We start from the raw sequence: 24,129 nt of genomic DNA, 5'->3' as shown, positions 1-24,129 counted from the left end.
TTTATGCCTTTTTTAACGCCAGAAACGATATCCTCTAGAGATGAGCTTTCTCTTGCTCAAGAAAGTTTAGATATATATTTACAACATCAGCATGTAGAAAATCAGTCTTGCGGGGGAAATTTGTGGCCCCCAAAAATATTAAAAAATGACTTTTTAGGTCGGGATGCACAGCCGAAAGACTATATATTAGCGTTGCTTTCACAGGGGGCTTACAATAAAAATTGGCAGACAATACAAGAGATTGAAAGATTAGATGATAGTGAATTGAATAAACTGGGAATAAGTGCTGAATTATTAAGTGATAAGCAGACAGGGTTCCAAGCTAATATTTGTCGGTTTCATGATTTATATATTCTTTGTTTTAGTGGTAGCAATGATATCAGCGATTTTTATGCAAATATCCGCCAAGGAATTGGTTTGTATGAATCTCAATATTTTCAAGCCGTGAGTTTAATGAATGTTTTATCAAATGCAGTTAATGGAAATACAATCTGTACAGGGCATTCATTAGGTGGAGGGCTATCGTCTATTGCAGCATTGGCAAGCAATTCCCCTTGTATTGCATTTAGCCCAGCAGGGCTGTCTAAGAGCACTGTTAATAAAGTCGGCATAGATTACCACATGGCTGAAAAAGTGGCTCAGGAAGGACTAATACGTTTTTATACTGTGCAGTATGACTGGCTTGATTCATTACAAAATTCTTTACCAATCCCTTCTGCGTTGGGAAATTGTATTAAAATGCCTTATAGCGAACAGAGTTCTTGGAAAAATTGGCTACCACACCGTTTATTAACAAGAAGTTTTATTGCACATACAATGGTTAAAATTATTAAAATGATGTGCATGCATAAACCGTGGAATAATTGGAATGCCCTTACTGGAGAATATAATAAAATCCAAGAAATACCATTAACTGTATTCCCTAACCCTGAAGAACAACAAGTATTAAATTGGCAAGAAGGTTGTAAGAAAGCGATTAAAGCAGGGGATATTAATGAGTTTTCAGCTATTTTAGTTCGACATCATAAACCTAGCGATATTGACTTTTTAGCTCGGCAATCAGTTAGTGCAATGAATGGGCAATTTATGCAAGTTTTAATTGAATCTCAATATGGGCAATTAATTAAAAGTATGCAATCAAAAGAACAAAAAAGTATTTTGCATTTAGCTGCACAAAACGGCCAAGTCATGCAATCTCAAATCTTATTAAAGAATGGTGTAACGGTAAATATTAGGGATAGTTTAGGCAATACTCCCTTACATGATGCAGTGAATAGCCATGCACTTGAGGTGGCAGAGTTATTGTTAGCAAGTGGAGCTGATTGGCGAGTTAAAAATAACCAAGGCTTAGACTGCAAAGACATCCTCAATAATCATATTATTAAACCAGAATTGTTAACCCATGAGGGAAAATTTATGCGTGAAAAAGTGTTTAATATGATGAAATAATAAAAAAACGGGTCGAAACCCGTTTTTATTTACTTAGTTTGCTCAGGTGTTGTCGGTGCAATTGGAGCACGGCGTTTCCCAATATTTTTCTTATCGCGATGGCGTACTTTTTCTTTCTTTTTAGTTTGTTCTTCTTTTTTCTTTTCCTTGCGTTTTGCAAGGACTTTCTTCGACGGTTTAGGCTTATTCAGCATTGCCTCTGAAGGGGCTTTCGTGGTCGGACGCAAAGAGTCAACAACACGAATTTTAATTTGGTCTTCAATATAGCGAGTTATTTTACCCAGCAGTGGAAAGTCGTGAGCTTCAACTAAGGAAATTGCAACCCCTTTGCGGCCTGCGCGACCCGTACGACCAATTCGATGTAAATACACATCAGCTGTACGTGGTAAGTCAAAGTTGAACACATGGCTGACGTTATCGATATCTAAACCACGGGAAGCTACATCGGTTGCAACTAATACTTTAACTTGGCCATCAACTAAACGGCGAACAGCTTCGTTACGTTTAGTTTGCGGCATTTCACCTTCAAGGTAACATGGTTCAATACCTGCTTCACGCAGCCATTGAACGACTTCACGTAAGCGTTCGCGTTTACGAACAAACACAATCGCTTTTGTTACCTCTTCTTGTTTTAATAAGTGGCATAGTAAAGCTGTTTTATGTTCTAGTGTGTCGGCACGGTAATGAAATTGTTGAATTTTTTTGCGTTCGCGACGAGAAGGGTCTGCATCAATTTCAATGGGTTCTTCTAATAACCTTTCTGCAAAATCACGGATTGCTTCGCCTTCCAGAGTTGCAGAGAAGAGCATAGTTTGTTTGCGCCAGCGCGTTTCACCAGCAATGGTTTCGATATCATTCGCAAACCCCATATCTAACATGCGGTCTGCTTCATCAAGGATTAAAATTTCAACGGCCCGGCAGTCAAAGTTTTCTTCTTTAATATATTGGAGTAAGCGACCTGTTGTGGCGACAACGATATCTTGATTTTCGCTGAAAACCTCAGCATGGTTCATATAAGCGACACCACCAGTAATCGTTGCAATATCTAGGTGATTATGTGCGCATAATTCTTTTGCTTGTTCAGCAACTTGCATGGCTAATTCACGAGTTGGTGTAACAACCAGAACTCGAGGTGGCCCTGATTTCTTTCTTGGAAAATCAAGTAAATGTTGAATCGCAGGGATTAAAAATGCGGCGGTTTTACCTGTTCCAGTAGGGGCTGAACCTAAAACGTCTCGGCCATCCATTGCAGCAGGAATAGCCGCGGCTTGAATAGCCGTTGGGCGTTGATAGCCTTTATCCGAAAGCGCATTAATTAGGCTTTCGTCAAGTTCAAGTTCAGAAAAAGTGGATGCAGTCATGATATACCTCTATTTGGGGCGCTGATTATAAACAGGTTAGCAAAATTGTTCACCTGAAAAATCAGCTTTCCTCAATTGTAACTGTTTTTAAAGTAGACAGGGAGTGATATATCAATGAAAGTAGGTAGGATTTAGGCTGGATAACACCATTGAAAAGGGAGGAGAACCTCCCTTTCGAAATGATTAGCTAAATATATTAATAAGCCAAGTATGGTAAGGTATCCCGACTAAATCAATGAGTACTGCACCACTCAATGGGACAATCATAAAGGCTTTCATGGAAACATGTTTATAACGCTCACAAACGGAAGACATGTTAGCCATTGCATTTGGCGTAGCTCCCAGCCCGTGGCCCATTAAACCAGCACACATCACGGCGGCATCGTAATTCTTACCTAGCAGCCTAAAAATAACAAAGACAACTAATAACGTTAATATAATAACTTGCGCTAATAGGATGGTAAATAATGGTAGTGCAACTGTTTTCAACTCCCAAATTTTTAATGACATCATCGCCATTGTTAAAAATAAGCCAAGGGAGACTTCTGATATCAGGTCAACCGATTTTTGGTTGATGCGGAATAATTCAATTTGGTCGTTAATATTGCGGATAACAATAGCGATGATCATTGCGCCTACATAACTCGGTAATGAAAATCCTGTTGCCTTAGTAAATTGTGCCGAGGCGAATTGACCAATTACCATGATCCCCAGTACTAACGCGAGCATTTTTAAAAAAGCATGGGCATCGATAGATTCGATTTTCCCTGCGATGGTTTCAGGTATTTGAACTCGTTCTACATTTTCATCAGCTTGAATGCGAACGTTAAATTTCTTGATCAAAAATGAAGCGACTGGCCCACCGAGTAGACTTCCCGTTATTAAACCGAAAGTTGCGGCGGCAATAGCGGCGACTGTCGCTGATTGCACCCCTAAGCTTTCTGCCATACCACCAAAAGCAGCCGCACCACCGTGCCCTCCTGTTAGAGAAACACCGCCAGCCATAATGCCGATAACAGGTTCAACACCTAATAAATGGGCAAGCCCTGCACCGAAAGTGTCTTGGAAGATAACCACAAACCAGCAGATGAAAAGATAGATAAATAGTAACCGACCACCACTTTTCAAAATACGGAAGCTACCGTCAATCCCAATAGTGGTAAAGAAGGCAACCATTAAAAAGGTTTGTAAGCTGGTATCAAAATTAATCTCGGCTAGATTGAATGATTTAAGTCCCCAGATAATCAAACTAACCAGAAAACCGCCAATAACAGGGGAGGGAATACAAAAACGTTGTAGCCAATCAATACGTTTTTTTAAGTGGATCCCCATCAATAGGCAGATTACTGTTAGAAATAGGGTGGAGAGCGTGTCGAGGTGTAGAATCATATTTTTCCCTTTTTAACTGTTGTCTTTCACGCTACAGAGTTGTTAGCCGCGCTCCGCTACCCTAGTCACATACTTTTGTATGCTCCTAGGGATAACGTCACTTGCCGCCTAGCTGTAACGCGAAATTCAATAGTTAAAAACCATTAAGATATTGCGCTACAGCTAATTTGATAATCAATTTCAAAGCTATTTTTATTGTGGTGCTCGAAAGTAAGTTATCTTAACAGCGTGAGAAACAGTGTATTTATCAGTCGAATTGTTGTGTTGTTTTATTAGAATAAATATTGGTAAATCAAATAAGCTGCGAGTTTGGCGGTATGGTTATCAATATCAAACTCAGGGTTACATTCTGCGATATCAAAAACGGCAATTTTTTGGCTACTTTTGATAATGGCAAATAGTTCATCAAAAATTTCAGTAGAAATACCTTTCGGTGCTGGTGCACTAACGCCTGGCGCAATGGCAGCAGAAAATACATCTAAATCGACGGTGACATATAAATAGTCTACATCGTCAATGAATTTTTTAATTTTTTCAATTGCTTGAGGTAGCTTGGTATAAGCTAATTCTTTATCGCGGATATATTGGCAACCTAACGTATCAGCGGTATCGAATAGGACTTTTGTATTGCCATGATCTGCGATGCCTAAGCATAAGTATTTGAAAGGACGTTGGTATTGCTGACATAACATGGCAGATTGCAAAAATGGCGTGCCGGAAGTGGCAATAGGGGCTTCGCGTAAATCGAAATGCGCATCAAAGTTAATAATACCAATTGTTTTACCCGCTTGATATTGTTCAACATAGTCAAACAGGCCTTGGAAGCTGGCAAATGCTACTTCGTGACCACCACCTAGGACGATAGGTTTTTGGTTAGCAGATAATATAGCTACTAATTCATCAGATAGACGGCGTTGTGCGGCTTCGAGATCACCGTCATCACAGCTAATTGTCCCGTTATCTTTGATGGCAAGTGGTTGATGAATTGGCAACCCTGCAAGTTGGCTGCGAATAGCATTTGGACCCGCTTTGGCCCCCTGACGGCCTTTATTACGTCTAACGCCTTCATCGGACGCAAAACCAATTAAGGCAAATTTAGCAGGAGCGTGTTGGTTAATGACCTGATGGATGCGCAAATGTTCTTGTGTTTCACCATCTGTGCGCCCTTGCCATTGGAAAGCTTGTGTCATAGTTACTCCAGGTTAATTAATTTAGTAATGTTATGGGCTGTTTGGCAAGTATGCGTAATAAATTCATCGACGCGATGAGTGGAACGGAATTCAGGCGCCATAACTGAAATTACAGCTAAAACATCATTTCCTTTGAAAATAGGGGCAGAAACCCCCAATACGCCCTCGTCAATTTCACTGATAGACACGCCATAGCCTTGTTTTTGTATCTGCAGTAGGTCTTGTTGTAATTTAAATTTACTTTGCTCATGTGCTAATTGTTTCGCGTGCGTTTCAAATACATGGGTTTGGTATTGTTCATGACGAAAGGCCAGTAACGTTTTTGCACTTGCTCCTTTTATTAAGGTATTACCACGACCAATAATAAAAGAGCAGCGTAAGGCCTGTTCACTTTCAATCATGTCTACACAAATAGTTTCCCGTAAGTTTGAAGTAATTATCGCCACGGTTTCTTGCGTTTTTTTCGCTAGCTTTTGTAGCTCTTGTTTAGAAGCTCCCATCAATAAACTGTGGTGATAGTATTTTTCTTGGTTTTTGATACTCTGCGAACCGACACAATAAGTGCCATATTGTTTTGCATAAGAGACAAATTCCCAATTTATGAGAATTGCCAGCAACCGATAAACTGTCGATAATGGGATGCCTAATGCAGATGAGATAGCCTGAGGCGTCACCGGAGATGCACTGGTTGTGATATATGACAAGATGTCTAGGGTTCGATTTATACTATTCATTGCATCTCCTTTTTTTGAACTTAGCAGTAAAAAAAAATCGTCTCAAATATTATTCTCATAATATAAGAATAATATTGTAGCGAATAGGTTAAATTATCATTTTTATTTGCTCAAAATGAGTACGATAGAATAAATATTGTCCAATTAGAGTGTTTGCATGTGTGAACTAAAACAAAATTACCGCAAAGGTGGGTTTACTTTTAAACAGTTTTTTGTCGCACATGACCGATGTGCAATGAAAGTGGGGACTGATGGCGTGTTGCTGGGGGCTTGGGCTCCCGTAAAAGGGGTTAGAGCAGCTTTAGATATTGGCAGTGGTAGTGGCTTGATAGCCCTGATGTTAGCCCAAAGAAACCCAACATTGCGTGTTGATGCCGTCGAATTAGACCATGAGGCAGCGGCGCAAGCACAAGAAAACTTTAATGAATCACCTTGGGCGGAACGCTTACATATAATTAACCAAGATATTATTACTTATAGCCAGCATTCGCTGACTCAGTATGACTTGATTGTGAGTAACCCGCCTTATTTTGAACCTGCGGTCGCATGCCGTGATAAAAAACGAGACCAAGCAAGGTATACATGTGCTTTAACCCATGATGTATTGCTAAAAAGTGCGAAGTCCTGTCTTGCTCCCCATGGGCTGTTTTGTTTAGTCTTACCATACGAAGTTGGGGAGAGATTGCAGGATATGGCAGGGAAATCTGGCTGGTTTACAGCTTTTCGCGTCGATATTAGCGATAAACCTAAAACTGGTTATCACCGTATGCTGCTGGGTATTCAATTACAGGAAGCATCGGTACAACAAACATCTTTAGCGCTAAAAAATGAAAATAATGAATATACCGAAGCATTTCGTAAACTTATTCAGCCATTTTATTTAAAGTATTAAGCTATATACCGTGAAGCTAGCTAAAGAAAAGCCGACACCAGTGCCGGCTTTATGGCCCTCTATTCAGGTATTAAAACGGTAGGCCCTGAATTGGGTGATGGGTCTGGATAATCAAGTGTATAGTGTAACCCACGGCTTTCTTTGCGCTCTAGCGCGCAACGTACCATTAATTCAGCAACTTGAACGAGGTTTCGTAATTCCAGTAAATTATTTGAAATACGGAAATTCGCATAGTAATCATGGATTTCTTGCTGTAATAGATGAATACGACGTAAGGCGCGCTCAAGGCGTTTGGTGGTTCTAACGATCCCCATGTAATCCCACATAAATAGGCGTAATTCATGCCAGTTATGTTGGATTACAACCTGTTCATCCGAATTATGTACTCGGCTTTCATCCCATTCAGGCAAATAAGGGATCTCATCGATCTGTTTTATGGTTTTATTGATGTTTTCTGCTGCTGACCAGCCATATACAAGGCATTCTAAGAGTGAATTTGAGGCCATACGGTTTGCACCGTGTAAACCGGTGTAACTCACTTCCCCTATAGCATATAAGTTGGTGATATCGGTCATACCCATTTTGTCCACAATGACGCCACCACAAGTATAATGAGCCGCAGGCACAATTGGGATTGGCTCTTTTGTGAGATCTAACCCTAGAGTCATTAGTTTCGCATAAATGGTTGGGAAGTGGTTTTTTATGAAATCATCAGGCTTATGGCTGATATCCAAATACATGCAATCAGCACCAAGGCGCTTCATTTCATGGTCAATTGCCCGAGCAACAATATCACGAGGTGCAAGTTCGTATCGCTCGTCATAATCTGGCATAAAACGACTACCATCAGGGCGTTTTAAATAAGCCCCTTCTCCGCGCAATGCTTCTGTTAGTAAAAAATTACGTGCTTGCGGGTGGAATAAACAGGTTGGGTGGAACTGGTTAAATTCAAGGTTAGCAACACGGCAACCGGCTCTCCATGCCATTGCAATGCCATCGCCAGAAGAAATATCAGGGTTTGTCGTGTATTGATAAACTTTAGCAGCACCTCCCGTTGCTAACACAACTGTTTTTGCTCGGATTGTTTCGACTTGTTCTTTTTGGCGGTTCCAGACGTAGGCACCTAAAATACGAGAAGAGTTGGCTGGATTAGAAAGGATAAGGTCAACGGCGTTATAGCGTTCTTTAATATGTATATTAGGGTGGGCAATGGCAAGATCGACTAAAGTTGTTTCAACTTCCTTACCTGTGGCATCCGCATGATGTAAGATCCGCCGATGGCTATGACCCCCTTCACGGGTTAAATGATATTGTGTTTCGCCGCTTTCGGTGATTTCGGTGTCAAATAAAACACCTTGGTCGATCAGCCACTGAACACAATGCTTAGCGTTTGAGGCAATAAATTCAACCGCTTCTTTTTGGCAAATACCCGCACCAGCGATAAGGGTATCTTCAACATGAGATTCAATACTGTCGGTATCATCAAAAACGGCGGCAATACCACCTTGTGCGTAGTAGGAAGCCCCTTCACTGAGGTTGCTTTTGCTGAGAATAGTCACTTGATGAAAGGGGGCGAGCCGTAAGGCAGCTGAAAGTCCTGCGACACCACTCCCAATGATTAAGATATCAGTGTAATGCTGTGTGGATGCGTTCATAAGTGTTTGCGTGTATATAATAGTATGTATTGAGTTTTTTATGTTAGCCTATTGGATTGTCTATTGCTATTGATGGATTGCTGTTTAGTAAACATGTATTGACCTAAGTCTATTTACATATTCAAATTGGTTTCGTGTGGTGGCAATAGTATTTATTTACAAAATTCGTATGCTGTATTCATGAGAGACGGAAATGTTATATACAGTTGTTTTAATGAAGATCTTTTAGGATCATCGAAACAGCAACGTTGGCCGTTTTGTAAATTATTGACTATTTTTTTAGATTTAATTGAACTTCAACTAGTTCTACTACTCAAAGTAGTGCTTGCTTTAGGAAGGGAGAACATGATCAAGTTAACATATTATCAGCCTGAATTCGGGAGATACTTCCTGGAATGAGCGAGCAATTAACTGACCAGATATTGGTTGAGAAGGTGCAAAAAGGCGATCAACAAGCTTTCAACTTACTGGTAATAAAATATCAGCATAAAGTTGCAAGTCTAGTCTCTCGCTATGTACCGCAGGCCGACGTCCCTGACGTGGCTCAGGAGTCATTTATAAAAGCGTATCGTGCCATCGGGTCATTTCGTGGTGATAGCGCATTTTACACTTGGCTTTATCGTATTGCGGTTAATACGGCTAAAAATTATTTAGTTGCTCAAGATAGACGCCCACCCGCGTCAGATCTCGAAGCGAGTGATGCAGAAAACTTTGAAACCGCTGGTGCTTTAAAAGAAATTTCGAACCCAGAGAACTTAATGTTGTCTGATGAATTAAAGAAAGTCGTTTTTAAAACCATCGAATCATTGCCAGAAGATTTAAGAATGGCAATTACGCTTCGCGAACTAGATGGTTTGAGCTATGAAGAAATCGCAGAAATTATGGATTGTCCTGTTGGCACTGTACGTTCGCGTATTTTTAGAGCAAGAGAAGCGATTGATAATAAAGTACAACCTCTGATTCAACAGTATTAGTATTGTTAAATCAGTCAATTAACTATAATTGTGATGCAATTAACTGAAGGTAATTGGGCATGCAAAGAGAGAAACTTTCCGCAATGATGGATGGCGAAGTTCTAGATTTAGAACTAGTAAACGCCATTTCACGTGATTCAACGTTAAAGCAACGTTGGGAGAGCTATCATCTTATTCGTGATACTCTACGTAACGAAACTAGCGAGGTCATGCATTTTGATATTGCTAGTAAAGTTGCGGCAGCACTAGAGAATGAAGCTGTGCGTATTAATCCTCAGGTAGTTGTTGAATCGCAGCCTGAACCTGCGACTTGGGGAAGTTTCCCATTCTGGGGCAAAATTCGTCCTTGGGCGAGCCAATTAACCCAAATTGGTGTGGCAGCTTGTGTTTCATTGGCTGTGATTGTTGGTGTTCAACAATATAATCAAAGTGATGCCGTTGATTCACCAGTTGATGAGCCTATGTTTAACACAATTCCAGTAGGAAGTGGTGCGCCAGTAAGCTTAAATATATCTGATAATCAACTGTTTGGTAACGAGCAACAACTGCAACAAGTTGAGCAGCAAAATCAACGTATTAATGCAATGTTGCAGCAGTATGAAATTGAAAGACGCTCAATGTTGAATCAGAATCAGCAATATCAAGAACCTGCACAAGCTGCGTCTTCAGCAGGAGTTAAATTGCAATAATGAATAAATGGTTATCCGTCATCTGCCTGACGGGCAGCCTGATTGTTTCTAATCAAGCTTCGGCATCTGAACAAGATGCCGATGTTCTTTTTAAAGAAATGGGAAATGCTGCCCAAGCTCTCTCTTATGAAATGTCATTTGTGACATTTAACCCTCAATCAATTACTCCTGTACGTTATCGCCATACTATTATTGATGGTAAGCCTGTTTCTCAGATGATCCAGATGGATTCGTCACGACGTGAAATTGTGCAAAAAGGTGACAGCATTAGCTATTTTGAGCCAGGGTTTGATGCATTTAGCTTAAATGGCAAAAATATTGTTGATAACTTACCTTCGGTAATTTTTGCTAATTATCAACAAATTAAACCGTATTATAATTTTATTGATGCAGGGCGCACTCATATTGGTGACCGACCTGCATTAGTGATCCGCATAATATCGAAAGACAATTCACGTTTTAACTATGTAGTATTGATCGATGAAGAAACGAAATTACCATTACGTATCGATCTTCTCGATAATAATAGTCAAACACTTGAACAATTTCGTGTGATCTCAACGGTACTCGATAGCAAAACAGTGAAAGATTCGTTGCTTACCTTGAGCAAGGTAAATATGCCGCCTTTATTGATTTCGCCCAAAAATGGCAATCCCTCATTTAAGTGGCAAATCGGTATGTTGCCACCAGGCTTCGAAGAAATATCGCGCTCTTCACGTAAATTAGCTGAAGACGATATAGTCGAAACGGCGATGTTTAGTGATGGCCTATTTACCTTTTCTGTTAATGTGACAAAATCTGCAAAAGGCCCGTTGTTAGATCAACCCTTACAAAATGGGCGTCGGACAATTTATACGATGGCGCAAAAACAACATGTGGTCACTATCATCGGTGAATTACCGTTGGCAACCGCACAAGTCGTGGCGGGTAGTATTCAGTTCCGGGAGTAAGTTATGGTAAAAGAGTGGGCAACAGTAGTCCGTTGGCAAAACGGTAGGGCGTTATTGCGCTATGGTTCTTCATCTGGCTGTGGAAGTTGCGGTGCTCGTAAAACCTGTGGTTCTTACGCATTAAGTAAAATAGGGCCAAATACGGAACATGAATTAGAAATTGCGATTGAACAGCCACTGGTGGTAGGGCAAAAGATTGAGGTCGGTATTCCAGAAGGTAGCCTGATACGCTCTGCACTATTAGTTTATTTAACGCCTATTTTAGGGTTATTTATTTTTGCAGGTCTAGCGCAATCATTTAGCTTAGAACAGTTTTGGATAGCTATGTCTGGTGTGGCTGGTGGTGTAATTGGCTTTTTTATAGCACGTAAGTTGGCGTCAAAATGGCGTGATGACGAAGCTTTTCAACCTGTGGTTTTACAAATTGGGTTACCTCCGACAGAGCTTTCGATACAAGTTAATTGCTAAATTTCAATGGGTTGTATTCGAAATATAAATTGGTACTATCACTAAAAAGGGAAACATGTAGTTTCCCTTTTGCGGTTTAAAGCTTATTAATAAATGGATGATTAGCAATTCATTGGCTTTTTAGATTATTTCGAGCAGGAATGAAAATAGTATAAGCACGGTGGTATAAAACAGTATATTTTACAGGGGAGTTAGCGATAAATTACGATAACTAACTTATTAACCTTATACAGGTTTACAGTTGTTTTACATTGAATCTTTGTGTTAGTGGGTTCTTGTATGTAAAATGCTGCTAATTAACAATCTTGTGATAATCATAGCATTTTAGTTTTGTCGCGATATTTGCACAAAGCTGATTTTGTAAGGCAATTTAAAAGAAGATATTACCTTGAAAATCAATAACATAAGAAACTTTTCTATCATTGCTCATATCGACCATGGTAAGTCTACCTTATCAGATCGTATTATTCAGATTTGTGGTGGTTTAACAGATCGTGAAATGGCGGCGCAGGTTTTAGACTCAATGGATTTAGAACGTGAGCGTGGGATCACCATTAAAGCACAGAGTGTTACACTCTATTATACCGCTGCGGATGGTGAAACATACCAATTAAATTTCATTGACACACCTGGCCACGTTGACTTCTCTTATGAAGTATCACGCTCATTAGCAGCATGTGAAGGTGCCCTGTTAGTGGTTGATGCAGGGCAGGGGGTTGAAGCTCAAACACTTGCAAACTGTTATACCGCTATTGAGATGGACCTAGAAGTTGTTCCTGTTTTGAACAAAATCGACTTGCCTGCGGCAGACCCTGAGCGTGTTGCGGATGAAATAGAAGATATCGTGGGGCTCGATGCACATGATGCTGTTCGCTGTTCAGCAAAAACAGGGATTGGCGTTCAAGATGTGATTGAGCGTCTGGTTAAAGAGATCCCCCCACCAGAAGGTGATGCGGATGCGCCTTTGCAAGCCTTAATCATTGACTCATGGTTTGATAACTATTTAGGTGTTGTTTCATTGATCCGTATTAAAAACGGCTCCTTGAAAAAAGGCGATAAAATCAAAGTCATGAGTACAGGTCAAGTGTATAACGCTGACCGCCTTGGTATTTTTACACCGAAGCGAATTGACCGCGATGTATTAAATTGTGGTGAAGTAGGCTGGTTAGTATGTGCTATTAAGGATATCACTGGGGCACCAGTAGGTGATACTTTAACAGGTGCTCGTAATCCTGCTGAAAAAGCGCTGCCTGGCTTTAAAAAAGTAAAACCACAGGTTTATGCAGGTTTATTCCCTGTAAGCTCTGATGACTATGAAGCTTTCCGTGACGCCCTTGGTAAACTTAGCCTGAATGATGCATCATTATTCTATGAGCCAGAAACGTCTACGGCACTCGGTTTTGGTTTCCGTTGTGGTTTCCTTGGCTTATTACACATGGAAATCATCCAAGAGCGTTTAGAGCGTGAATACGACCTTGACCTGATTACTACTGCACCAACGGTAGTGTATGAAGTAAAACAAACCAACGGTGAAATTGTGTATGTAGATAGCCCTTCGAAGCTACCTGCATTGAATAATATTGAAGAACTGCGTGAGCCAATTGCAGAATGTCACATGCTGATGCCTAAAGAGTATTTAGGTAATGTGATTACATTGTGTGTTGAGAAACGTGGTGTTCAGACCAATATGGTCTATCATGGTAATCAAGTATCGCTTACTTATGATATTCCAATGTCTGAAGTTGTTCTGGACTTCTTCGATCGTTTGAAATCAACCTCTCGTGGTTATGCATCGTTGGATTACGCATTTAAACGTTTCCAACCATCGGATATGGTGCGGGTCGATGTTCTTATTAACAACGAACGTGTTGATGCCCTCGCCTTGATTACTCACCGCGGAAATTCACAACATCGTGGGCGTGAACTTGTCGAAAAAATGAAAGAACTAATACCTCGCCAACAATTTGATATTGCGATTCAGGCGGCGATTGGTAACCATATTATTGCTCGTTCTACAGTTAAACAACTACGTAAAAACGTGCTTGCCAAGTGTTATGGCGGTGACGTTAGCCGTAAGAAGAAACTGTTACAGAAGCAAAAGGATGGTAAGAAGCGGATGAAACAAGTAGGTAATGTTGAATTACCACAAGAAGCGTTTCTTGCTATATTGCATGTTGGTAAAGACAACTAAGTTTACAAGGAGACTCAATGGCTAACACCTTTGCCTTGATCCTAACACTGGCAACATTAATCACAGGGATTATATGGTGTGTAGACAAGTTTAAATTTGCACCTGCTCGTAAAGCGAAGCTAAAGCAATTACAGGATGCGACTAACGGTGCAGTGAGTGAAGCGGATGTTGCGAATGCAGTTCGCCGTCCTTCATGGCTTGAAACAGGGTCATCTATTTTCCCTGTGTTAGCTATTGTGCTGGTTGTCCGCTCATTTATTTATGAGCCATTCCAAATACCTTCAGGGTCAATGATGCCAACTTTATTAGTTGGCGACTTTATGTTGGTTGAGAAATTTGCTTATGGGCTAAAAGACCCAATTACGCAGACGACATTAATCGAAACTGGTAAACCTAAACGTGGTGATATTGCGGTATTTAAATACCCGAAAGATCCAAATGTTGATTTTGTAAAACGTGTGATTGGTATGCCTGGGGATAAAATCGTTTATAACCCAGATGCGAAAGAACTGACTATTTACCCAAATTGTGCTGATAACAAGTGCACGGAAAAACTCCCTATTACTTATGGTCCATTGGCACCGAGTGAATGGACGATGTTTTTTGATGTTGATTCTGTTGTTGACAGCCAAAAGGGTAATTATGAAATCCCATTGGACGAAGCATTACCTAGAAATGCACTGCGCCAGTATGAGCGTAGCGAAAAATTAGGCACCGTTGAGCATCAAATCCTAATTATTCGCCAAGCTATTACTGAAGCAAGGTATTTGCAACCGGGTATGCCAAAGAATGAATGGATTGTGCCTGAAAAGCATTATTTTATGATGGGTGACAATAGGGACAACAGTTCAGATAGCCGTATGTGGGGCTTTGTTCCTGAAGAAAACCTAGTTGGTCGAGCTGTGTTTATTTGGTTAAGTTTGGATAAACAAGAAAACGAATGGCCTACAGGTATTCGCTTTAGCCGAATTGGTCCACTATAATCTTATTAATTGGATCTGCCAAACGGTGGTTGTGCGGGTTTTCATTTGAAAATCCGCATAATCCGAAGCATTATTATTTTACCCAGTGTACAATATAGTTTAATTAATATTATTGGCTCTCCAATTATTAACCCTCCTTTATAATGCATGGTAACTAATGGTATTTTATAATTAGTTCTACTGAGCTGTATAAAATGTGGGTTGACTCGGGAGTCAGTGCAAACGCAACAGTTTTGTAAAATGGCTTATTTTACAGGTCTGTTGCGTGTGCTTTTTTATCAAATAAAAATGGTTGGGCGCACATGAACCCCTCTTTACTAGAAAGATTACAGCGTAAGCTTGGTTATCAATTCAATCAAAATGAGTTATTAATCCAAGCCTTAACACATAGAAGCGCAAGCAGCAAACACAATGAGCGCCTAGAATTTCTAGGGGACTCAATATTAAGTTTTGTTATTGCAAATGACTTATATCATCGTTTCCCTAAAGTGGATGAAGGTGATATGAGCCGAATGCGAGCAACACTTGTGCGTGGAAATACATTAGCGGAAATTGCCCGTGAATTTGAACTCGGTGAATGCTTGCGTTTAGGGCCGGGGGAATTAAAAAGCGGTGGGTTTCGTCGCGAATCTATCCTTGCTGATACTGTTGAAGCACTGATCGGTGGTATTTTTTTAGATAGTGATATTCAAACGATCGAAAGAATTATTTTAGATTGGTATCAAAGTAGACTGGATGAAATCAGTCCGGGTGATAAACAAAAAGACCCGAAAACAAGGTTACAAGAATATCTGCAAGGGCGTCATTTACCATTACCTAACTATCTAGTTGTTCAGGTAAAAGGTGAAGCTCACGATCAAGAATTTACGATCCACTGTCAAGTCAGCGGTATTGAACAGCCTATTAATGGGGTTGGGTCAAGTCGCCGTAAAGCAGAGCAAGCCGCCGCAGAGCAAGCATTGAAAATTTTGGAGCTTGAATGAGTGAATTACAATCCCACTGTGGCTTTGTGGCTATAGTTGGGCGGCCAAATGTTGGTAAATCAACATTATTAAATCAATTACTGGGGCAAAAAGTTTCGATTACATCGAGAAAGCCTCAGACGACTCGCCATCGTATTATGGGGATCCATACAGAAGATAATTACCAAATTATTTATGTAGATACTCCAGGGTTACATATTGAAGAAAAACGAGCTATTAACCGTTTAATGAATCGAGCCGCATCGAGCTCAATTGGTGACGTGGAATTAGTTATTTTTGTGGTTGAAGGCACTAATTGGACGCCTGATGATGAAATGGTATTGACTAAGCTATCTAGCTTACGTTGCCCTGTTATTTTAGCGATCAATAAAATTGATAATGTGGTCGATAAAACGATATTGTTGCCGCATATCGGTATGATTAGCCAGAAAATGAACTTTTTGGATGTTGTTCCTATCAGTGCGGAGAAAGGCACGGGTGTAGATACAATTGCTAAGATTGTGAAGCAACATATACCTGAAGCGACTCACCATTTCCCTGAGGACTATATCACCGACCGTTCCCAGCGTTTTATGGCATCGGAAATCATCCGTGAAAAGCTAATGCGTTTTCTTGGGGATGAATTGCCATACTCAGTGACTGTAGAAATTGAACAATTTAAAGTGACGGATTCGGGTATATATCATATCAATGGGTTGATTCTGGTTGAGCGAGAAGGCCAGAAGAAAATGGTGATTGGTAACAAAGGTAGCAAACTGAAAACCATTGGTACTGAAGCACGTATTGATATGGAAAGAATGTTTGATAATAAAGTACACCTTGAGCTTTGGGTTAAAGTTAAATCTGGTTGGGCTGATGACGAAAGAGCATTGCGCAGCCTTGGTTATGTCGACGACCTCAAATAATTGGTGGCAGAATGAGTGGTTGGCAACGTGCGTTTGTACTCCATTCAAGGCCTTACAGTGAGACAAGCTTATTACTTGATTTTTTCACTGAAGGTGAAGGGAAAATTCGCTTGCTTGCGAAAGGTGCTCGCCGTAACCGCTCACCATTAAGAGGCTGTTTACAGCCTTTCACACCTTTGCTGATCCGTTGGGGAGGCAAAGGTGAAATCAAAACACTCATTAATGCTGACCCTGTTTCCTTGGCTTTACCTTTAACGGGGACGGTTTTATATAGCGGTTTATACCTTAATGAATTAACCGCTCGAGTATTAGAATTTGGCACTCCTTATTCAGCCTTATTTTTTGATTACCTTTCCTGTTTGCAAATACTCGCAGCAAGTGAACAGACCCCAGAATTTGCTTTACGCCAATTTGAATTGGCACTGCTTTCCTACCTTGGTTATGGGGTGGATTTTCTACACTGTGCAGGCAGTGGAGAGCCAGTTTCCGATACTATGACTTACCGTTACCGTGAAGAAAAAGGTTTTATTGGTAGTTTAATTGTTGACCAGCTCAGTTTCACAGGTAAGCAACTTAAAGCACTGGCTAGTAGAGAATTCCCAGATGCTGATACATTGAAAGCAGCCAAACGCTTCACTCGCATTGCCCTTAAACCCTACTTAGGTGGAAAGCCCTTAAAAAGCCGCGAGCTATTTCGCCAATTTACCTACTCGCCTAAAGTGCAGAATAAGCCCAATTAAATATATTGTTATTTTAATGATTGAATGACCCCATATATTAAATATATTGATTATGGTTATTCGCCCCTTTTTTATTATTTTTACTGAAAGTCTTCGCTTTGAACAACGTGAATTTATCATTTCAATAAAATTCTACGAAGCGCTTCGCAAAATAAAAGTGTAACCATTGAAATAGGGCAATTAAGCTGGAATTCACCTCGAATGATGAGAGATTTATTCCCTCAAGACGGCAAATTACAGTAGGATAGAAGGGAGAGTTGTTTGTTATCGTTTATTTATTGGGAGAAAAAAATGGCTGAGCTTTTGTTAGGTGTAAATATTGACCACATTGCAACTGTTAGGAATGCAAGAGGCACTCAATATCCCGACCCTGTACAAGCTGCTTTTGTCACTGAGCAAGCAGGGGCTGATGGCATCACGGTGCATTTACGTGAAGATCGTCGCCATATTACCGATAGAGATGTCGCCCTTTTAAATGAAACCATTCAAACTCGAATGAATCTTGAAATGGCAGTAACGGATGAAATGGTTGAGATAGCCTGCCGTATTAAACCTGCATTTTGTTGCTTAGTCCCTGAAAAACGTGAAGAAGTCACCACTGAAGGTGGCTTGGATGTCGCAGGTCAAAAACAAAAAATAGCTGATGCCGTTAAGCGCCTTTCTGAAGCGGGTATTTTAGTTTCATTATTTATTGATGCAGATCACGAGCAAATCGATGCGGCACAAGAGTGTGGGGCACCATTTATTGAGATCCATACTGGGGCTTATGCAGATGCGAAAACAGAACAAGAGCAAGAGTTAGAATTTCGTCGTATTCGTGATGGTGTGGTATATGCCGCAGGTAAAGGTATTAAAGTGAATGCAGGTCACGGGTTGACTTACCATAATGTTCAGCGTATTGCCCAATTACCGGAAATTTATGAGCTAAATATTGGTCATGCAATCATTGGTCGTGCTTTATTTAGCGGGTTAGCACAAGCCGTTGCTGATATGAAAAAAATATTATTAGAAGCGCGTAAATAATGGCGATTGTAGGGTTAGGTACAGATATTGTTGAAATAGCACGCATTGAGTCTGCAATTGAACGCACAGGTGACAGCCTAGCGAACAGGATACTGACAGAAAGCGAGTTCGTTCAATACCAAAAACAATCAAAGCCAGCGCGTTTTTTGGCAAAACGTTTTGCAGTCAAAGAGGCTGCTGCAAAAGCATTAGGCACAGGAATACGCAATGGTTTAGCATTTACCCAATTCGAAGTGACAAATGATAAATTGGGTAAGCCATTACTTAACTTAAATGGCGCTGCGCTGGAACTTGCAGGTAGCTTAAAAGCAACACATTTCCATGTTTCGATTACAGACGAACGCCACTATGCCGCTGCTACAGTCATTATTGAAAGTAATCTTTAAATAATGCTATGCCTAGCTGCCAGAAAGTCTACTGGCAGCTTTCTAAGCATTAAAGCTCAATAGCGAGGGGCGGTTAATTGGGGTTAAATTTTATCAGCGTGGTGAATTGCAACAAATTTGTCCCATAACTGTTCTTCAGTTTCAATATGTTGAGGGTCGGTGATGATTGTGTTTGTTATCGGGCAGACAGATTGACACGTAGGTTTGTCATAATGGCCTACGCATTCAGTACACAGGCTGGAGTCAATTTCATAAATTTCATCGCCCATAAAAATTGCATCATTTGGGCATTCTGGCTCACACATATCGCAGTTGATACATTTTTTAGTAATTAATAATGACATATCAATAATTTACACTTAAATAAGTTAATAATTAGCAACTTATACCTTGCACTTATTCGTTACTTTCGTCTGGTATTTGTGATTTTATACAGTATATTTCATATTGAAAAATCTAAATTCGTAACACAAAACTCAACGCATCCCTTTTTATAGCTTAGAAAATACCTAGTGAGTGCACTTAAAGTAGAGTGCTTTGTTATATAGGGGCATTTCAATGTCAGTAATGTCGGATAAAGCAACACAAAACTTAAAATCACCATCAGTTGATGAATATTTAGGTGCTTTACTGCGCTAGGAGCCATGCAAGCCCACTTATACAAGTACACACATGAGGTTTGTATTACTGCCGCTAAAATCATTTTAAATCATCTTAACAAGCTACGTCGATCTAAATACGAAGAATCACACTATCTATGCATTGATTTCAGTAAAGCAGGTAAGGTTACTATATATGCGGAGCTTCTGAAACAGATGAATTTAAAAGGTAGTAAGTTAGGCGAGTCTCTGTCAATTGTGTGAGAAAAAACAAAACTAATCAGAATAATGTTGGCAAGACTAAAAGATAAAGTGAACCTGCTTTGGCAGGTTTTTGTTGCCCAAGCCATAGATGATCTAGCTAGCTTGAGCAATAAATTATTTATTCGATTCTATTTTCTTATCCTGCTCATATAACTTAGCGCCTTTAGCTCGAAGTTCTCCATCGACAATTTCGATAGAATCAGCTTCTACAATAATTTTTTCCTGTGGTTCATTGCTAGATTGCTTCCCGTTTAATTTGATAGTGATTTCAGGAGCATTGATAACACCCTCTTTGACTTCTACCGATTCAGATGAAGTTTGTATGGAATTGGCCATAGCGAACGTAGATAGTGTGACTGAAATTACAGCTAAAGGTGCAATATATTTGCGCATAAAAAACACTCCATTGTGATGTATAAAACGGGATGCTATCAAATGAAGGTTAAATGGGTTACAAGTTATGTAAAGGTAGTTAGTTTAAGTGTGTCTAGCGAAACTCGGCAGGTTTGCTTCAATTTGCATTTCCTCTACGCTAACATCACTGAAATTAATTAATGGGATGGTGTGAGATGAAAAGGATACTAGCAGTTGTGTTGTTCATATGTTTTCAATCGTCTGTAATGGCGACTACCTACAGCTTGGATGAACTACAGGCGATGTTAGATAACAATAAAAAGCCAGAAGTAGTAAGCCCTTATAAGCAACTCATAAAAGTTAAAGGGCTAGGTGATTTTAAATCTTGCAAAGAGTGGCAAAAAGAACAATTAATACCTTATGCTGTGTATCCACAGAAAATAGGGGCTTCAATGGAGAAGTTATATTCTATTAGGGTGTTGATGGAGGATAGAACACTAACATTCAATTGTATTGATCTGGACAATGTGTCCGGTACTATAAATGAAGCAATGTACAAGTAATTTAGCCCTTACCTGTTGTCAGGTATTTCACTCAAATTTGAGGGACTGCTTACTCATAATCTATGCTCCTTTATCTGACGAAGTGGCTAAAGTTATTAATTATGAGGAACGACCTCCCCTAAATAACTTGTTATGCATGAAGTAGTTATTGATATATCGCCAATTAAATTGCTGATAAAAATTGAGTTGAATTATTAACCTTGAATGTAAAAGAAATTTAAGTGATTAATATTTACCGATAACATTCACTTGAATAAATATTTTCAGATAACAAAAGTTATGGTAGTAATAATAAAAAATTATTAGGGTATGGCTATGTTTGAAAACCTAGGTGTATTGAATTTTTGGACGTATTTGGCAGGGTTAATATTAATTATCATTGTACCGGGGCCAAACTCGCTTTATGTATTAAAAACAAGTACATCACATGGTACTCGAGCAGGGTACCGCGCTGCAATAGGGGTATTTACTGGGGATGCAATCCTGATTTTCCTTTCTTTTATTGGTGTCGCATCACTGATTAAAGCATCACCGACTCTATTCACCATTGTTCGTTACTTAGGGGCTGCTTATTTATTGTATTTAGGCTGCAAAATTTTGTATGCCACTTTTTTACAAAAGAAATCAATGTCTTCTGAACAAAGTACGATAGAAATTAAAGCTGAGAAATATTTCACTCGGGCTTTAGTACTCAGTTTAACTAACCCTAAGGCCATTTTATTTTATATTTCATTTTTTATTCAGTTTATAGATTTTAATTATTCTCATGCATGGGTACCTTACTTGGTATTAGCCACCATTTTGGAAGCTGTTAGCTTTTTATATCTGAGCTTACTGATTTTTAGTGGTTACTTAATTGCGCGTTTTTTACGTGAAAAACAAGTGTTGGCGAAGTTAGGAAACTGTACGGTTGGGGCGTTCTTCATGGGGTTTGCCGCAAAATTAGCTATTTTTAGCAATTAGCTGAAGATGATACGGGTGTCGACTATTTCAAATTGCAGTCACTCTAACATTTCGGGATAATCAATACATAAAATGTATTGAACAGAGGTAAGAGTGACGCAAATAGAAATTGATGAGTTTTGGATGCAACAAGCCCTAGAGCTAGCGTTGAAAGCGCAAGAGATAGGCGAAATCCCGGTGGGGGCGTTACTTGTTAAAGATAATCAACTAATTGCTTCAGGCTGGAATCGTTCCATTATTGACCACAACCCGACAGCTCATGCTGAAATTATTGCTTTGCAACAAGCAGGGCAAGCTCTGAGCAATTACCGTTTATTAGATACCACATTATATGTCACATTAGAGCCTTGTATCATGTGTGCAGGAGCGATAATTCACAGCCGAATTGGTCGTGTCGTGTATGGCGCTAAAGATTTTAAAACAGGGGCTTGTGGTTCATATATTAATATTATGGGGCAAGCTGGGTTAAATCATTATGTGGATGTGACTGGCGGAGTCTTAGCCGAAAAGTGTTCTTCAATGCTTAGTGCTTTTTTTAAAATGCGCAGAGAGCAGAAAAAAGCACAAAAGCGTCAACAGAGTTAACGGTGTTATTTCACTATCCGATTTGCTATTAATTCGTAGGTTTAAAGCGGGTTATCTGGGGATTTAAGTGGTGGAACTGGCACTGGGTTATCAGTCTCTGTTTCATCTTGTAGTGAATAAGGCGAAATCAAATAATGGCCTAAGGATAGCTTTTCCATGTTATGGATTTTAGGTGTTTGGTTAGAGGAGCTCATCGCCCCCAGGTTTTTAATGCTAACTTTTTCTGTAATAGGTGACTGATTTTCAGTTGGGTTAGCCCCTGTAGTTTTTAAGTTATCAGGCGAAATCAAGTAAGTTAATGACTTTTGAGCAATATCAAGCGTATGTTGTTTTCTTTCTCGGCTTTGCAAATAACCGACTAGGCTTTGATGATATCGACGAATATTTTCAACATAGCGATAAGCCTCATGCCCACGAGCATAGCCATAGGTTAGCTGTGAATAATATTTCTTTTGGGTCAGTAATGGTAACCGTGCTTTAACATCAAACCACCGATTTGGGTCCCCACCTAGCATTTCCGTTAGTTTACGCACATCCTGCATATGGCCATATCCCATATTATAAGCTGAAAGAGCGAACCAAATTCGGTCATCTTCTGCGATGGTTTCGGGTAACCGGTCCATTATATAAGCAATATAAGCAGCACCGCCTTTAATACTTTCTTCTGCGTCTAACCTATCGGCAATTCCCATCGTTGCTGCTGTTGGTTTTGTTAACATCATTAAGCCACGAACCCCGGTAGGAGAAGTTGCAAGGGGGTCCCAGTGAGATTCTTGCCATGCAATTGCTGCGAGTAGTTTCCAATCTATCTGTTGGGCATATTTTTCAAATAAAGGTTGGTAGTCAGGTAGTTTATTATCGATAGCTTTAATAAATGCCATGGTATCAAAGTAATCGAATGACTCTACGTGGCTAAAATACTTTTCATTTAACCGTGCTAATAATTCACTTTCATTGCTGAGATTGAAAAAGTCCAGTAATGCGGCATCTAAGCTATTTTCTTGACTACGTCGCATATACCAGGTAACAGCATGGTCATCTAATAGGTCAAAAGCGACAGCAATTTGAGGATGGATGCGCTGCTGTAAAGCGATGGCGATAGAATCTTCTAGTGTATAATCGATTTCACCATCAGCTAGCATCTCAAGTATTTGATTTGTAGTATATTGAGATGTTTCTTCCCATTTTAGATTTGGGTATTCCTTAGCAAGTTCCTTTAGCGTGCTAGCATGTGCGGTACCAGAGGTGACCAGTAGTTTGCCATCAATATCATTGAAAGATTTTGGCCTCGTGGTTCCCTTTCTATATACGAGTTGCTGGGTGACATTAAGGTAACTTGGCCCAGTTTTAGTTTTTGCTAATCTTTCTTTATTATAAAGTAGCCCAGCGACAGCGATATCTGCATCCCCATTTTCAAGATCATCAAAAATCTGCTCAAAATTTGGGCGAATGGTGATTTTTAGTTTAACACCAAGATATGAGGCAAACCCTTGGGCGAGTTCATAGTCAAATCCGCGCAACTGTTTTTGCTCATCTATATAGATAAGTGGTGAGCTAACAGCACTAATACGTAATTCACCTTGAGATATAATTCTATTAATTTGTGAATCTTGTGTATTTGGCCAACGGACGTTAAAACCAATGACCATTGTAGCCAGTAGCGTGATAACTAGGATGATTAGATAGTTAACTTTTAAGTTATTCAAATAATAGTTTCTCGTGCATTAACTGGTGCTGGTATACCTAAAAAGAGTATGGCTAAGTAATGGTTATAATTCCAGTGGTTGGCTATTTTGCTCAACAATCAAGATCGGTGCAACCTATATTATCGTATTTAGC

The 24,129-nt window shown here is 39.8% G+C and carries 24 protein-coding genes; 16 read left to right on the top strand and 8 right to left on the bottom strand.

What is annotated here, in order from left to right; translation table 11 throughout:
• Positions 1-3: 3 nt before the first annotated feature.
• On the top strand, positions 4-1,449 hold the full coding sequence (locus P3L56_RS13705) for an ankyrin repeat domain-containing protein (RefSeq protein WP_042844738.1): 1,446 nt from the start codon (positions 4-6) through the stop codon (positions 1,447-1,449).
• Positions 1,450-1,478: 29 nt separating this feature from the next.
• Here P3L56_RS13705 and srmB read toward each other — a convergent pair whose 3' ends face one another.
• From srmB to P3L56_RS13685, 4 genes are all read right to left on the bottom strand, one after another.
• A complete protein-coding gene (srmB, locus tag P3L56_RS13700) occupies positions 1,479-2,810 on the bottom strand; it encodes an ATP-dependent RNA helicase SrmB (RefSeq protein ID WP_042844736.1) in 1,332 nt (443 codons plus the stop codon).
• Positions 2,811-2,993: 183 nt separating this feature from the next.
• On the bottom strand, positions 2,994-4,199 hold the full coding sequence (gene gltS / locus P3L56_RS13695) for a sodium/glutamate symporter (RefSeq protein ID WP_129466146.1): 1,206 nt from the start codon (positions 4,197-4,199) through the stop codon (positions 2,994-2,996).
• A 272-nt stretch (positions 4,200-4,471) separates the two neighbouring features.
• Positions 4,472-5,389: a formimidoylglutamase gene (hutG, locus tag P3L56_RS13690; RefSeq protein ID WP_071548222.1), complete on the bottom strand. Its 918-nt coding sequence runs from the start codon at positions 5,387-5,389 to the stop codon at positions 4,472-4,474.
• A gap of 2 nt (positions 5,390-5,391) precedes the next feature.
• Positions 5,392-6,123, bottom strand: coding sequence for an IclR family transcriptional regulator (locus tag P3L56_RS13685; protein WP_042844731.1), 732 nt, complete (start codon positions 6,121-6,123; stop codon positions 5,392-5,394).
• 157 nt (positions 6,124-6,280) lie between these two features.
• Here P3L56_RS13685 and trmN point away from each other — a divergent pair, with 157 nt between their 5' ends.
• Positions 6,281-7,015, top strand: a complete 735-nt coding sequence (trmN, locus tag P3L56_RS13680) for a tRNA(1)(Val) (adenine(37)-N(6))-methyltransferase TrmN (protein ID WP_129466145.1) — start codon at positions 6,281-6,283, stop codon at positions 7,013-7,015.
• A 59-nt stretch (positions 7,016-7,074) separates the two neighbouring features.
• On the opposite strand, the gene nadB is transcribed toward trmN, so the two are convergent.
• Positions 7,075-8,670, bottom strand: coding sequence for an L-aspartate oxidase (gene nadB / locus P3L56_RS13675; protein WP_166685316.1), 1,596 nt, complete (start codon positions 8,668-8,670; stop codon positions 7,075-7,077).
• Positions 8,671-9,065: 395 nt separating this feature from the next.
• Between nadB and rpoE the strand changes: the two genes are divergently transcribed.
• From rpoE to acpS, 11 genes are all read left to right on the top strand, one after another.
• Positions 9,066-9,644, top strand: coding sequence for an RNA polymerase sigma factor RpoE (rpoE, locus tag P3L56_RS13670; RefSeq protein WP_042844720.1), 579 nt, complete (start codon positions 9,066-9,068; stop codon positions 9,642-9,644).
• A 59-nt stretch (positions 9,645-9,703) separates the two neighbouring features.
• Positions 9,704-10,333, top strand: a complete 630-nt coding sequence (gene rseA / locus P3L56_RS13665) for an anti-sigma-E factor RseA (RefSeq protein WP_042844719.1) — start codon at positions 9,704-9,706, stop codon at positions 10,331-10,333.
• A complete protein-coding gene (rseB, locus tag P3L56_RS13660; RefSeq protein WP_042844718.1) occupies positions 10,333-11,283 on the top strand; it encodes a sigma-E factor regulatory protein RseB in 951 nt (316 codons plus the stop codon). The genes rseA and rseB overlap by 1 nt, the downstream gene beginning before the upstream one ends.
• A 3-nt stretch (positions 11,284-11,286) precedes the next feature.
• Positions 11,287-11,751 carry a SoxR-reducing system protein RseC gene (gene rseC / locus P3L56_RS13655; protein ID WP_042844716.1) on the top strand — a complete coding sequence of 155 codons (465 nt, stop codon included), beginning with the start codon at positions 11,287-11,289 and terminating at the stop codon, positions 11,749-11,751.
• Between the two features lie 394 nt (positions 11,752-12,145).
• Positions 12,146-13,942 (top strand): translation elongation factor 4, encoded by a 1,797-nt coding sequence (lepA, locus tag P3L56_RS13650; RefSeq protein ID WP_272686108.1) that lies wholly within the window; start codon positions 12,146-12,148, stop codon positions 13,940-13,942.
• 17 nt (positions 13,943-13,959) lie between these two features.
• Positions 13,960-14,925: a signal peptidase I gene (gene lepB / locus P3L56_RS13645; RefSeq protein ID WP_272686072.1), complete on the top strand. Its 966-nt coding sequence runs from the start codon at positions 13,960-13,962 to the stop codon at positions 14,923-14,925.
• Positions 14,926-15,227: 302 nt separating this feature from the next.
• A complete protein-coding gene (rnc, locus tag P3L56_RS13640; RefSeq protein WP_042844714.1) occupies positions 15,228-15,908 on the top strand; it encodes a ribonuclease III in 681 nt (226 codons plus the stop codon).
• Complete coding sequence (gene era / locus P3L56_RS13635) at positions 15,905-16,813, top strand: GTPase Era (protein ID WP_042844713.1); 909 nt, start codon at positions 15,905-15,907, stop codon at positions 16,811-16,813. The genes rnc and era overlap by 4 nt, the downstream gene beginning before the upstream one ends.
• 11 nt (positions 16,814-16,824) lie before the next feature.
• Complete coding sequence (gene recO, locus P3L56_RS13630) at positions 16,825-17,553, top strand: DNA repair protein RecO (RefSeq protein ID WP_042844712.1); 729 nt, start codon at positions 16,825-16,827, stop codon at positions 17,551-17,553.
• A 291-nt stretch (positions 17,554-17,844) separates the two neighbouring features.
• Positions 17,845-18,576 (top strand): pyridoxine 5'-phosphate synthase, encoded by a 732-nt coding sequence (gene pdxJ, locus P3L56_RS13625; RefSeq protein WP_210831673.1) that lies wholly within the window; start codon positions 17,845-17,847, stop codon positions 18,574-18,576.
• On the top strand, positions 18,576-18,962 hold the full coding sequence (gene acpS, locus P3L56_RS13620; RefSeq protein ID WP_042844709.1) for a holo-ACP synthase: 387 nt from the start codon (positions 18,576-18,578) through the stop codon (positions 18,960-18,962). The genes pdxJ and acpS overlap by 1 nt, the downstream gene beginning before the upstream one ends.
• Positions 18,963-19,045: 83 nt before the next feature.
• Here the strand turns inward: acpS and P3L56_RS13615 are convergent, their stop codons facing one another.
• Together P3L56_RS13615 and P3L56_RS13605 are read right to left on the bottom strand one after the other, a co-directional pair.
• A complete protein-coding gene (locus P3L56_RS13615; RefSeq protein WP_042844708.1) occupies positions 19,046-19,306 on the bottom strand; it encodes a YfhL family 4Fe-4S dicluster ferredoxin in 261 nt (86 codons plus the stop codon).
• Between the two features lie 633 nt (positions 19,307-19,939).
• Positions 19,940-20,218 (bottom strand): hypothetical protein, encoded by a 279-nt coding sequence (locus P3L56_RS13605; RefSeq protein ID WP_042844707.1) that lies wholly within the window; start codon positions 20,216-20,218, stop codon positions 19,940-19,942.
• 176 nt (positions 20,219-20,394) lie between these two features.
• Between P3L56_RS13605 and P3L56_RS13600 the strand changes: the two genes are divergently transcribed.
• The 3 genes from P3L56_RS13600 (at position 20,395) to tadA (ending at position 22,290) form a co-directional block, all read left to right on the top strand.
• Positions 20,395-20,742, top strand: coding sequence for a hypothetical protein (locus P3L56_RS13600; protein ID WP_042844706.1), 348 nt, complete (start codon positions 20,395-20,397; stop codon positions 20,740-20,742).
• A 315-nt stretch (positions 20,743-21,057) separates the two neighbouring features.
• Positions 21,058-21,705, top strand: a complete 648-nt coding sequence (gene leuE, locus P3L56_RS13595; protein WP_042844705.1) for a leucine efflux protein LeuE — start codon at positions 21,058-21,060, stop codon at positions 21,703-21,705.
• A gap of 93 nt (positions 21,706-21,798) precedes the next feature.
• Positions 21,799-22,290, top strand: a complete 492-nt coding sequence (gene tadA, locus P3L56_RS13590) for a tRNA adenosine(34) deaminase TadA (protein ID WP_042844704.1) — start codon at positions 21,799-21,801, stop codon at positions 22,288-22,290.
• Between the two features lie 41 nt (positions 22,291-22,331).
• Here tadA and mltF read toward each other — a convergent pair whose 3' ends face one another.
• Positions 22,332-23,996 (bottom strand): membrane-bound lytic murein transglycosylase MltF, encoded by a 1,665-nt coding sequence (mltF, locus tag P3L56_RS13585; RefSeq protein ID WP_072065756.1) that lies wholly within the window; start codon positions 23,994-23,996, stop codon positions 22,332-22,334.
• Between the last annotated feature and the right edge of the window lie 133 nt (positions 23,997-24,129).

The organism is Providencia sp. PROV024, assembly GCF_032709665.1.
Lineage (GTDB): Bacteria > Pseudomonadota > Gammaproteobacteria > Enterobacterales > Enterobacteriaceae > Providencia > Providencia huashanensis.
The sequence above is the reverse complement of the archived record's forward strand: the minus strand, read 5'-3'. Positions and strand labels throughout refer to the sequence as shown.

Coding starts and splice junctions, on each gene's coding strand:
- nadB (WP_166685316.1), bottom strand. CDS start 8,670: ATGAACGCATCCACACAGCATTACACTGATATCTTAATCATTGGGAGT.
- pdxJ (WP_210831673.1), top strand. CDS start 17,845: ATGGCTGAGCTTTTGTTAGGTGTAAATATTGACCACATTGCAACTGTT.
- P3L56_RS13685 (WP_042844731.1), bottom strand. CDS start 6,123: ATGAATAGTATAAATCGAACCCTAGACATCTTGTCATATATCACAACC.
- gltS (WP_129466146.1), bottom strand. CDS start 4,199: ATGATTCTACACCTCGACACGCTCTCCACCCTATTTCTAACAGTAATC.
- P3L56_RS13605 (WP_042844707.1), bottom strand. CDS start 20,218: ATGCGCAAATATATTGCACCTTTAGCTGTAATTTCAGTCACACTATCT.
- leuE (WP_042844705.1), top strand. CDS start 21,058: ATGTTTGAAAACCTAGGTGTATTGAATTTTTGGACGTATTTGGCAGGG.
- P3L56_RS13615 (WP_042844708.1), bottom strand. CDS start 19,306: ATGTCATTATTAATTACTAAAAAATGTATCAACTGCGATATGTGTGAG.
- rnc (WP_042844714.1), top strand. CDS start 15,228: ATGAACCCCTCTTTACTAGAAAGATTACAGCGTAAGCTTGGTTATCAA.
- P3L56_RS13600 (WP_042844706.1), top strand. CDS start 20,395: ATGAAAAGGATACTAGCAGTTGTGTTGTTCATATGTTTTCAATCGTCT.
- rseB (WP_042844718.1), top strand. CDS start 10,333: ATGAATAAATGGTTATCCGTCATCTGCCTGACGGGCAGCCTGATTGTT.
- recO (WP_042844712.1), top strand. CDS start 16,825: ATGAGTGGTTGGCAACGTGCGTTTGTACTCCATTCAAGGCCTTACAGT.
- srmB (WP_042844736.1), bottom strand. CDS start 2,810: ATGACTGCATCCACTTTTTCTGAACTTGAACTTGACGAAAGCCTAATT.
- hutG (WP_071548222.1), bottom strand. CDS start 5,389: ATGACACAAGCTTTCCAATGGCAAGGGCGCACAGATGGTGAAACACAA.
- rpoE (WP_042844720.1), top strand. CDS start 9,066: ATGAGCGAGCAATTAACTGACCAGATATTGGTTGAGAAGGTGCAAAAA.
- acpS (WP_042844709.1), top strand. CDS start 18,576: ATGGCGATTGTAGGGTTAGGTACAGATATTGTTGAAATAGCACGCATT.
- rseA (WP_042844719.1), top strand. CDS start 9,704: ATGCAAAGAGAGAAACTTTCCGCAATGATGGATGGCGAAGTTCTAGAT.
- lepB (WP_272686072.1), top strand. CDS start 13,960: ATGGCTAACACCTTTGCCTTGATCCTAACACTGGCAACATTAATCACA.
- rseC (WP_042844716.1), top strand. CDS start 11,287: ATGGTAAAAGAGTGGGCAACAGTAGTCCGTTGGCAAAACGGTAGGGCG.
- trmN (WP_129466145.1), top strand. CDS start 6,281: ATGTGTGAACTAAAACAAAATTACCGCAAAGGTGGGTTTACTTTTAAA.
- era (WP_042844713.1), top strand. CDS start 15,905: ATGAGTGAATTACAATCCCACTGTGGCTTTGTGGCTATAGTTGGGCGG.
- P3L56_RS13705 (WP_042844738.1), top strand. CDS start 4: ATGCCTTTTTTAACGCCAGAAACGATATCCTCTAGAGATGAGCTTTCT.